Annotated in this window: 10 protein-coding genes; 7 read left to right on the forward strand and 3 right to left on the reverse strand. The window is 38.7% G+C overall.

Going from position 1 to position 11,604, the window contains the following annotated elements; all coding sequences use genetic code 11:
- A partial coding sequence (locus tag VXP95_RS14480; protein WP_416712292.1) for a transposase occupies positions 1–356 on the forward strand: 356 nt, incomplete at its 5' end.
- 226 nt (positions 357–582) lie between these two features.
- Here VXP95_RS14480 and VXP95_RS14485 read toward each other — a convergent pair.
- Positions 583–777, reverse strand: coding sequence for a hypothetical protein (locus VXP95_RS14485; RefSeq protein ID WP_064095723.1), 195 nt, complete (start codon positions 775–777; stop codon positions 583–585).
- Positions 778–1,283: 506 nt separating this feature from the next.
- On the opposite strand from VXP95_RS14485, the gene sbmA reads away from it, so the two are divergent.
- The 5 genes from sbmA to VXP95_RS14510 all read left to right on the forward strand — a co-directional run bounded on the left by sbmA (position 1,284) and on the right by VXP95_RS14510 (position 9,501).
- Positions 1,284–2,477, forward strand: coding sequence for a peptide antibiotic transporter SbmA (gene sbmA, locus VXP95_RS14490; protein ID WP_416681800.1), 1,194 nt, complete (start codon positions 1,284–1,286; stop codon positions 2,475–2,477).
- A 689-nt stretch (positions 2,478–3,166) separates the two neighbouring features.
- Entirely contained in the window at positions 3,167–4,141 is a 975-nt protein-coding gene (locus VXP95_RS14495; protein WP_416705144.1) for a hypothetical protein, read from the forward strand.
- A 429-nt stretch (positions 4,142–4,570) separates the two neighbouring features.
- A complete protein-coding gene (locus VXP95_RS14500; RefSeq protein ID WP_416712293.1) occupies positions 4,571–6,610 on the forward strand; it encodes a M13 family metallopeptidase in 2,040 nt (679 codons plus the stop codon).
- Positions 6,611–6,799: 189 nt separating this feature from the next.
- Positions 6,800–8,851 carry a M13 family metallopeptidase gene (locus tag VXP95_RS14505; protein ID WP_416712294.1) on the forward strand — a complete coding sequence of 684 codons (2,052 nt, stop codon included), beginning with the start codon at positions 6,800–6,802 and terminating at the stop codon, positions 8,849–8,851.
- Between the two features lie 155 nt (positions 8,852–9,006).
- Entirely contained in the window at positions 9,007–9,501 is a 495-nt protein-coding gene (locus VXP95_RS14510; RefSeq protein WP_416712295.1) for a hypothetical protein, read from the forward strand.
- A 42-nt stretch (positions 9,502–9,543) separates the two neighbouring features.
- Here the strand turns inward: VXP95_RS14510 and yddG are convergent, their stop codons facing one another.
- A complete protein-coding gene (gene yddG / locus VXP95_RS14515) occupies positions 9,544–10,479 on the reverse strand; it encodes an aromatic amino acid DMT transporter YddG (RefSeq protein WP_416712296.1) in 936 nt (311 codons plus the stop codon).
- Between the two features lie 109 nt (positions 10,480–10,588).
- Positions 10,589–10,798, reverse strand: coding sequence for a hypothetical protein (locus VXP95_RS14520; RefSeq protein ID WP_416712297.1), 210 nt, complete (start codon positions 10,796–10,798; stop codon positions 10,589–10,591).
- A 338-nt stretch (positions 10,799–11,136) separates the two neighbouring features.
- On the opposite strand from VXP95_RS14520, the gene VXP95_RS14525 reads away from it, so the two are divergent.
- Positions 11,137–11,544 (forward strand): hypothetical protein, encoded by a 408-nt coding sequence (locus tag VXP95_RS14525; RefSeq protein WP_416712298.1) that lies wholly within the window; start codon positions 11,137–11,139, stop codon positions 11,542–11,544.
- Positions 11,545–11,604: the final 60 nt, after the last annotated feature.

An 11,604-nucleotide genomic window follows, 5' to 3' on the forward strand; every position in this document is an offset into this window, starting at 1 on the left:
CTCAGTTAAAAGAACAGCAGAGATTTTATATTGTGCATCAAGATGAAGATGATTTATTGTCCTTTGATGGTTTTTATGAATTACATTCAAGTCATTGGAAAATAGAACAATATCATCGAGTAATTAAACAGGTTTGTCATATTGAAAAGTTTCAAGTAAGACGATCCAAGCTGATTTTGAATCATATTTTCTCAGCCTTGATGGCCTATGTTGAGATACAAAAGAACCAGTTTGAGCGGATCTTTGAAAATGTATATCGTTGGCAGAAGAAATTATTTAGACCAATTATCAAGAACTTTATTGATGAATTTATTCTCGATAAGAATCATCTGCTGCCACAGAAAATCTATAAATAATAGTGCGTAAGTCCTATATTAATAAATAAATGAATTTCATAAATATTTTTTGAAGGAATGAATAACTTTAGAATGAGTATATGCAGGGCATTACAAGCGAGAGAATAAGTTTTAAGAAATAATGAATAAGCTATGAGAGGGAGGCTAAGTTGGGGGTCGTACCATTTAAATTAAAGCGCCAATACCTGATACAACCCAATCATCAACATGGGGGGAGGGGAAATACTCAGATTTCTCTCCAGACCTCATTTTCGTCTTTTAAAGGAATTGTAAAGTTAAAGTCATCATCATTACTGACCAGAAGACTGGTTGGAGTCTGCATGACAACTTTCAAAACAGTGCCAGCTTCAAAAATAATAGGATCGCAGTTTTCCTTTCTTAGCGTCACTGGTTTGAGTAATTCAATTACCGAACTTTCCATAGCTTTTCCAAAATAAGATTACTTTTCGATAATTAAATCATAGCATGATTTTTGAAAATTTAACTATTTCTTCAAAAAACTGAGAACTCGATCAATGACTTGTTTAAGTAAAGAGAAATACGGCCATTCAGAGAGGAATCTCCAGAAGACATGCAGTATACATGATTTTCAACCCACTTTTTCAGAGTATAGATGTATTAGATTTTTTACAGAAACCCGACAAATAATAAAAATAAAAAATTTGCGCAGAGGGAAAAGTTCAAAAAAATTATGATCTTTGTACTTTTTACTCCCCTCCTATGAAGATTTAGCGGGTAGTAACTGAGAATATACGAAAAAGAATTATCATGCAGAGTTGACGGCTAAAAATAAGCTTGCAGACACTAGGTATCTTCCTGTCTTTTATACTAAATTAAAAATAATGCTTTATAACAGTAAAAATCCTCAATAAGAATAAAATATGGGTTATTTGAATGACCAAAAGACATAAGGAGAACTGTGTCGGTATGTTTAAGTCATTTTTCCCACAACCCATCTGGTTTTTTAGTAGTCTGATTTTGTGGTTTATCATTAATCTTGTGCTTTGGCATAGTGGCGGATCAGGATGGGGCGTTTATCTGGGTTTCCCTGAAGGATCTCCTGATGAAAAACTTACGATAGGCATCGGTCGTTTCTGGTCGGACCAATTTATCTGGTTCTATCTCTGGTATTGCATTGCGACTGCTATATTTGCCCTGTTCTGGTACTGGAAAGCCAGACATCCATGGCAGCGCTGGTCAGTCTGGGGGTCGGCATTTATCCTGTTTAATATCTGGTTCGGGGTGCAGGTAAATGTGGTATTAAACGAATGGTACAGTCCGTTTTATGACCAGATCCAACAGATGCTCACCAAAGGCGGAGGTGATGTGTCATTGCTTTATCAAGGGGCATTAACCTTTATTTATATTGCAATAGTTTATGTCACTTTGGCTGTATTTAACCTGTTTTTTGTCAGCCATTACGTCTTTCGCTGGCGTACCGCGATGAATAACTATTATACCGCGCATTGGGAGCAATTACGCCATATTGAAGGTGCATCGCAGCGTATCCAGGAAGATACCATGCGTTTTGCTAAAACTACGGAACAGTTGAGTGTTTCGCTGATTGAAGCACTTATGTTACTAATGGCCTTCCTTCCGATCTTGTATCAGCTATCTAGTCACGTGAAGGTCTTGCCAATTGTGGGAGAAATACCACATGCTTTAATGTGGGCCTCAATCGGCTGGGCACTCTTGGGTACGATCATTTTAATGGTTGTAGGAATGAAACTGCCCGGACTGGAGTTCAATAACCAGAAAGTTGAGGCAGCATATCGCAAAGAGCTGGTATATGGCGAAGATTATGCTGATCGGGCACATCCGCTGACATTACAAGAACTGTTTAGCCGGGTACGCTGGAATTATTTCAGGCTGTATTTTCATTATGCTTATTTCAATATGGTGCGGATCTGGTATTTGCAGTTAGACAATATTTACGGATTATTTATTCTGTTTCCAAGTATTGCGGCGGGTGCTATTACGCTGGGTTTGATGATGCAAATCCTGAACGTGTTTGGCAAAGTCCGCGAATCTTTCCAGTATTTGATATTGTCATGGCCTACCATTATTGAACTCATGTCAATCTATAAACGTTTGAAAGCATTTGAATCACATATCGATTAATTTTTTCTTATATTATTGGTGTACTTTATCAGCCAAACAGATTTAATTTTGGCTTTTGTTTATTGTGATTTATTTCACAAAATCCAATGGAAAATAACGATCTACCCCCTATCTGAATGAACCGGAAAAATAGTTGTAGAACCTCCCAATATTGGGGTATTCAATTATTTTTTTCTTGGCTAGAATCCTAATGGCCAGCCAAGATGGTGTTTAATTTCCAGTGGTTCACGTATAAAAATAAAAAATGTACGTTGAGGAAATTATTCTTATGCTGATCTTGTTCAGGCAATGCTATAGTGGATAAAAGGTAATTTTTATTACACATAATAATAAAGCTCTGTAGCGTTATCTGAATAAGCCGCCGAAGAAGGAATCACCGCCTTCTTCGGTTTTTTATGTGTTTTTTCTTTCTTTTTCTTGAGTCCTATATAGTATTGTTTATTATTTGATCTGGGTTAATAATGATACTTGTGTCAATTTTTATCATGTGAAGCTTGGCACAATTAGCAAACTTGAGACGGATATGTATTTTTTTACCGTTTAAATTTTATAATTATCAATATCTTGTGTTTATGGTTTTGTGCTATTTTCGCTTTGTTATACAGGGGTTTGGGGTTGAGATGTTTGCTGAGAAGCTAAAAGTAATTATTCTAATAATAGGGGCAGCGAGTTTAGTCGGTTGTAATAGCATGAACCGGATGAAAACAGAGGTTTTACATCCTTTTGCCAGTCCTGACGAGCTAATTGCCAAACGGGCTTTAAATCAACGTGATGGTACTGCAAAAGATTATATTTATCTTTGGGGGCAAGCACAGAAAAATAATACCACTCAGGCGATGTATCCTCGGTCCATACTGACGCAATATTGTCATGAACAGGGCGGTAAATTTTCTCTGCTGTACAAAAGTACTTTTAATGCTGTAGCAGATGTGGCTCAACGCAAACGATTGAGCAGCAATCGAGGTGTTGTCCAGGGAAGTGGTGCCTATCAGTGTCGTATGGATGATCTGACAGAAAGCTGGATTGTTTCGATTGAGCCGATTTCTGAGCGGCAGGTTGATAAAACCAGCCAGACGCGCAGTGTTCGATTACTCACCCAACTTATGAGTCTTTCCAAAGCCCAAAATTTTTATCGTCCTAAAGCCAAGCTTGCAGCTGAAAAAAATATGGCTTCCTCGCTAAAAAATACCACTACTAATAAACCTTCTGCTGCAAAGAATACCAAGGAACTTAAGGAATTAGCGGTCAAAGATCTGGAGAGAAAAGAAGTAGAGCGCAAGGAATTAGAAAGAAGAGAGCTGGAGAAAAAAGAAGCAGAAAAAAGACAGCTGGCAGCATCCGCTCGTGCTGTGGTGGCAGAAACACCTCAACAACAACAGATGAAAAGTTATGTGTCGGCACGTCGTGATATTAACAGCGGCAAGAATCTTAACAATGCCTGTAACAACGCACAGCGTGCCTATAATTATGGAAAATTGCAGGGTACAGAAGGGACACGTGTCTATACTGAATCAGGGATGCTGGTCGCACGCTGCCTGAACAGTATTCCGGTCTATGCCAGCCGTTTCCCGAATGCTAAAGCTCAATCCAAGCGGATTCTGCAAAATTTAGCCAATAACTATAATCATAGTGGTGCAAAAAATATGTTAAGACAGATCAAGTAACTTTAAGATCTTTTCGTGAAAATTTTAGCGCCTGAAAAAGAGAGTGGTCATCTCTTTTCAGGCGATCGAAATGAAAAATAGTTTGATTTATGCTTATAAGCATCGAGATAGAGAATATTTAAAATAGCTCTAAAACTGATAAAAGATTTTGCTTTCAAGGGGTTATAAAAATGAATAATGACTGCTATGGTGATATTAAAAAAATTTAGCAGGCCAGAAATAAAAAGAAGCTTTCATATCAGGTAGTAGTCATTATCGGGAATTTATTTATTATTTCTGTTGATTAAATTTAAGATTATTCAACCATATATAATGAGCTATATTGGTACATCCTTTGCTTAAAACTATTTAGTTTTGAATATAGAGGACAATGCGTTAAAAAATAAAAACCAATTGATTTCAACCATATAAAATAATGAGATTTATCGCTTGAGAAAACATATTTTAAGTCACTTGATTTTTATGGGTGCGTTTCTAGCTTCACCAATGAATCATGCAGTGACTACGACTTACTTAAAGTCCGCAATTGATCTTAGCTCTATTGATAGGACAGTAGACCCAAAGCAGGATTTTTATCAGTTCGTAAATGGAAACTGGCTGAAAACTGCAAAGATTCCTGAAGATCAGGCCCTATCAGGTGCATTTGCCGAATTGAGTATGAAGTCAAGTCATCAGTTATTTACCATTTTTAATGAACTGGCTAAAAAGCAGCATCCGCAAGGCAGCAATGAACAAAAAGTCGCAGATTTATACGCCAGTTATATGGATAGCAAACGTCTGGAGCACATTGGGTTAGCAGGATTACAACAAGACTTGCAGCGGATTGAAAATATCAGGACTAAAAAAGATCTGGCAGAATTCTTTGCCTATGCAGAAAAAATTGACCTGAACTTGCCATTTTCTACCGATTTTCATCAGGACCGAAAAGCGTCTTCAAGGGCTTTGATGTTTGTGGGGCAGGGTGAATTGGGCATGCCTGACCGTGATTTTTATCTGAGCGAGCAACCACGCCACCAAGAACTTCGGAATACTTATCTGCTGTATGTTGCCAATACCTTAAATTTTGCCGGTCAGCCCAAGCCGATTGAAGATGCACGCACCATCCTGGCTTTGGAAAAGGCATTGGCAAAAATTAGCTGGTCAGCCACGGAGTTACGCCATGATGAGGTGAAAACCTATATCTTTGCACCTAAAAATGTTATTACCTTCATGCCTTCTTTTGACTGGATGAGTTATTTTTCAGAACTAGGCCTAAAAGGTATCGGAAAAGAGGTTGCTATCTCTCAGGTTGATTATTTACGACAACTGGACGAATTATGGAAGGTCATTCCGATCGAAACCTGGCAAACCTATTTGAAATTTAATTTGATCAACAGTTATTCACCATATTTAACTGAAGTTTTTCAGAAACATTATTTTGATTTTTATGATACTGCTTTGAATGGAATCCAAACGCGTTCTCCACGTGATGAATCTGCTCTTGAACTGACCAACGGCATTTTAGGGAATGTTCTTGGCAAGCTTTATGTAGAAAAGTATTTTGATGAAACACAACGCCCGGCCATGCTGGAAATGGTGGAAAATCTCCGTAAAGCATTTCATCTAAAACTTGATCAGGCCAGCTGGATGGGAGCGGATACCAAAAGAGAAGTGCGACATAAACTGGATAGTATTAATGTCAAAGTTGGCTATCCAAAAACATGGCGCGACTATTCAGCCTTGGATATTCGTAAAGATGATCTGATCGGAAATATCCAGCGTACCCGAATGTTAAATTTTCAACGTGAACTGGACAAGGTAGGACAGGCCATTGATCCGGAAACCTGGTACATGTTGCCGCAATCGGTAAATGCCTACTATAGCGCCCAACTCAATGAAATCGTGTTACCAGCGGCAATCTGGCAGCCTCCATTTTATTATGATGCAAGCCATGATCCTGCGGTCAATTATGGGGCGATAGGCGCTGTGATTGCACATGAGATTAGTCATGGTTTTGATGATAAGGGCAGTCATTTTGATGCAAAAGGTAAGGGTGGAGAAAAGTGGAACGAGCATGACCGTAAAAAATTTAATGAACGTACCAAAGCCTTGGTCGAGCAATATAAACAGTATGAAGCATTACCCGGATACAAGGTAAATGCTGAATTAAATACAAGTGAAAATATTGCAGATAACCTGGGGCTAGGTGTCGCACATATGGCTTATAGATTATCGCTTAAAGGTCAGCCTGCCCCGGTCATTGACGGTTTTAGCGGAGATCAACGCTTTTATATGGGCTGGGCACAGACATGGCGGAGCAAAACTAATTCTGAATATCTGTTAAATAGCCTGAATCTTGCAAGCCATGCTCCTGCATCTGTGAGGAGCAATGGTACCGTCCGTAATCAACAGAGCTTCTATGATGCTTTCGAAATTAAAGAAGGGGACAAAATGTATTTGCCACCAGAAAAGCGGGTATCTATCTGGTAGCGGTTAAAAGCGGGGCCGTGAGTCTGAAAACAGCCCTGTTTTTCTGTAAAAGAGTATTATATAGAGCCAAACATTTTTTTAGAGATTGGCATATATGCTGCTTATCGTATAAGGACTTAAGTGTCTGATCATAAAATCAACATACATATTTAAATTAAACTGCGCAGTGAAGCGCAAGGATAGTCAGCTTTGAAAATTTTTCTAAAAACAACACTGGTTAGTGCTTTATTATTGGTTTCAACTGCAAATTATGCTTCAGATCAAACTGTTGTGGCGCAACAATTAAGCTCAGGTGTAAACCAGCAATACTTTGATAAAAAAATCGCTCCACAACAGGATTTCTATCAACATGTGAACGGGCACTGGTTAGAACACGAAGATATTCCATCTGACATGCCAAACTGGGGTGCATTTACCCAGTTACGTGAAAATTCGACTCAGCAGTTGCATGCCATTGTCGAAGACCTGGCCAAAACAAAATCCGCTTATGGAACCAATGAACAAAAAGTCGGTAGCCTATATGCCAGCTTTATGGACACTAAGACTTTAGATACAAAAGGCTTAATGCCACTTAAAGCAGATTTAGCCAAAATTTCAGCTATGAAAACCTCAAAAGACTTTACGTTGTTGGTCGCGGAATTTGCGAAAACTCGAGTCACCACACCTTTTGATTTTGGTGTGATGCAAGACTTGAAAAAGTCCGATCAAATGGCGGTAATGATGGGACAAAGCGGTTTAGGCTTACCTGATCGTGACTACTATTTAAAAGACGATGAAAAATTAAAAATAGCACGTGAAGCGTATGTGAAATATATCGAAAAACTGCTTATGCTTTCTGGTGAAATAGAAGCTGAAGCAAGCACACATGCGCAGACAATTTTGCAGTTAGAAACCGACATTGCCAAAGTGCAATGGGACAGCGTGCAAAATCGCGATATAGAAAAAATGTACAATGTCTTTGCACTCAAAGATGTAAAAACTTTAGTGCCGGCATTTGATTGGAAAACCTATTTTAAAGCCACAGGCCTAGATAAAAAAACCAAAACCGTGATTATGGCGCAAAAAAGTTATTTTGAAGATCTCAATCAAATTTTAGAAAAAACACCGATTAATTCATGGCAGACCTATTTTAAATTTCACCTGATTAATAGCAATGCAGCATATTTAAGCCAACCTTATGCCGATGCAAACTTTGACATGTATAGCAAAACCTTACGTGGAGTGACTGAGCAACGTGCGCGTTGGAAACGCGGTGTCGATTTGACCAATGCGATTCTGGGTGAAAGTCTGGCACAAGTGTATGTGGCAAAACATTTCCAGCCTGAACAAAAACAGCGTATGGAGAAATTGGTCGACAATTTATTGCTGGCATTTGAGCAAAATCTCAATAAATTAGACTGGATGAGCGATGCCACCAAAGTTCAGGCACATCGTAAACTGAAAAGTTTCAGTGTGAAAATTGGCTATCCAAACAAATGGCGTGATTACAGCAAGTTAGATATTAAAGATGGCGACTTAATTGGTAATATTCAGCGTACCAACAGTTTTATTTATGACATCGAAATGAACAAGCTGGGCAAGCCAGTTGACCGCGAAGAATGGCATATGCTGCCGCAAACGGTAAATGCTTACTACAACCCAATGGGCAATGAAATTGTTTTCCCTGCTGCTATTTTACAGCCGCCATTCTTCGATATGAATGCTGATGATGCCGTGAACTATGGCGCAATCGGTGCCGTGATTGGGCATGAAATCAGTCATGGTTTTGATGATCAGGGTAGCCGCTTTGATGCAGATGGCAACATGAAAAACTGGTGGACCGAAGAAGACGATAAAAAGTTTAAGGAAAAAACCAAAGCTCTGGTTGAGCAATATAATGCTTATGAAGCGATACCGGGCTATCACGTCAATGGTGAACTGACCTTAGGTGAAAATATTGCCGATAACTCAGGTCTGGCGATTGCCTATGAAGCTTATAAATTGTCATTAAATGGCAAGCCTGCTCCGGTGATTGATGGATATACCGGAGATCAGCGTTTCTATATTGGCTGGACGCAGGCATGGCGTGCCAAAGTTCGTCCGGAACTGGCATTACAGCTGTTAAAAACAGACCCGCATTCACCAGCAGCCATTCGTGGCCGTGCGACCTTACTTAACCAGAAACCTTTCTATGAAGCCTTTAGCGTCAAGCAAGAAGATCCAATGTATCTGGAAGAAGATAAACGGGTAAAAATCTGGTAAGTCTGATTTCCTCATTCGATTCCAAAAGTCCTGACTGATGTCGGGACTTTTTTTATCTCTCAGGTTACAGAGTTCTACAGGTTTTCTAATCTTTTACATGCTACAAAGAAACTGCATTGTTCAAGCAGTTTGAACGGGTGAAAAAGGAAAGGAATATGGGATTCAAAGCTTTATCGGGTCTTCGGGCAGTCTTTATGACTACAGCATTGCTGGGTGCAACTCAGATTGCGACAGCCGGTCCAACAGTTGATCAGCTTAGTGACTGTTTAATGAAATCCACGACGGCCACTGATAAAACCACAGTCTTGCAATGGACCTTTGTGGCATTGGGTAATCATCCCGATCTGAAAGCTTTTAGCAATGTAACTGCAACTCAAAAGGAAACACTCGACAGAAATTTAGCGACAGTTTTACAGCGGATTCTGGTTGAGCAATGTCCAACCCAAACCAAAGCGGTGATTCAGGCTGAAGGAGTACAAGCAGTGGGTGAAAGTTTCCAGGAGCTTGGGCAGGTCACAGGTGAGGAAATACTGAAAAATCCGGAAATCAAAAGTCAGCTGAATGGTGTACTCAAATATATCGATATGAGCAAACTGGTCACGACGTTTTTGACCCCTGACGTGTGGAATAAACTAGGCATCACCCGTTAATGGATTGCAGATGCAGCCAAACTTAAACCGCAAAAATGTGGTTTAAGTTTTATAGAGCTTGCCTGGAAACAGTCGGTCCCGAATTTCATCCCAGTTGGTCGACAGCCAGCAAATAAATGAACCTAAGGTAACCATCATCGTACCGATCCAAAAGGTGTGGGATAGACTGGTATTCAGTACCCACATCGAAATGATAGACGAAAAGATCGGGCTAAAATATGATAACGCGACCAGCATCGCGATATTGCCCTGGTTAATCCCGATATTCCAGGCTGCATAACCCAAGCCAGTTACGACCGAAACCAGCAACATATACAGCATAATATTCAAGTCAATATTAAGAAGTTGTGGCAGTTGTTCGTGATCTAACAGCAGCGTCTTGCTCCAGAGAACCACACTTACCATCGCGAAAAAGAACACGATCGGGTTATGTCCTTGGCTATATTTTTTGGTAAATACACAATACAGCGACCATAAACTCGCTCCAATAAATGCCAAGATGTAACTGGTCGGATTGGCTTGAATGTTATGAATGACGGTTGCTAAATGAATATCGCCGTTGCCTGTCTGGATATAAAAAATACCTGCCAGACTAATACTAAGCCCCACCACCACCAAGCTATGAAATTTTAGTTCATGAAATAAAATCAGCATCGCAATGGTCATACTGGGCCACAAATAATTCACCAGACTAATTTCAATGGCTTGCTGTGCAGTTTGTGCGAGTGCTACGGCATAGGCAAAGCAGATTTCATACACCATAAATAATGCAGCTGCACTCAGCAGATAAAATTTGGGTATGGTTTTGAGTTTGGGAACGCCAAAAACAGCCAGTAAGAGCAGGGTGCTTAAGCTATACATCATCAGTACAGCTAGATCAGGTCCAATACTAAAACTGATTTTTTTGAGCAATCCCACGATAGACGACCACTGTAAAATGGCACTTAAGCCAATCAGCGTAGCGAGATTTTTCGACATGGTAAGGGCGGGATGGGAGAATGTGCAGATTGTATTCCTGTTGAGTGATTTTCAATATGGGATAAACACGATTTTATGATCAAATTCAAAAAAATCGTTAACAACGGCTTTAAGATTTGAATATCCCGATCATGAGTTTAATGATCCAGAAAATGGGTGTGAAAATTAGCTCGATACCATCGGAAAGGTTGGCAATTTTGCTTTGTCTGGCTGTGAGTGTACGTGGTTTGATGGATTTACGTCTTCTTGACTGATATGCGCCAATGATGAACACAAGAATGATCAGGATAATACTAAGCAAAATAATATAATTTGGCATGTTTTTATTTTTCTTCGGTTTGTTTTTGATTTTATAGCATGTTTTAAATCCTCTCCCTAGCCATCATCCTTTTTTGCGCTTCGTGTTAAAGCAGTACTTTAAAAACTTCTTTAGGAGGGCGAGCCTCGCGTATCAAATTGATCACATGACAAAGTCTCCCTTTCTTAAAGGGAGATTTAGAGGGATTGTAGCTATCACGTTTAAAGAAAGGTTTGGAAAGTAGAATACGTTCTAAGTCTTCGAGTTTAGTGATAGAAGATACTTCTTAGTTATCATGTACTTTAAATTTCCTTTATTTCATGAGAAAATATAAATATTCTATATATTTATTAAAAATCATGAATTTTTATATCATTTCAAATAGCGAGCAAGAAAATTTAAAAAAGTATCAAGCCCCATACTTTTTGTTTAGAATTGATCTTTGGAATGACTATAGTTATAGAACTCAGTTTTATGCGAGTTTTATAGATGAAAAATATAATAAACATGATTTTGGTCATATTAAGATTATTTTTGATAATGAATTAAAAGAAAAGCTGAATCCATCTGAGCATTTTAATTATGTGGATTTTATTCCTAAAGAATTTTCAAAATTAAATGAGGGTTTTTATAGTATAGGGAATTTATATTTTTATAAAAGATTAAAAGAAATTTTCCCTGTAGATCAAATAAAATTAATTCTAAATTCATTAAGCGATATAGCCGTGGATTTGAATAGATTAGATAAAGGGCGAATTCAAACATGAGGTGCGACAGTTTGAAAAGTCTTATGATAATCAACAAGCTGAGCAAATTTCTCTAATGGT

The sequence above is a fragment of the Acinetobacter sp. 226 genome (genome assembly GCF_048147925.1).
GTDB classification, from domain to species: domain Bacteria; phylum Pseudomonadota; class Gammaproteobacteria; order Pseudomonadales; family Moraxellaceae; genus Acinetobacter; species Acinetobacter pecorum.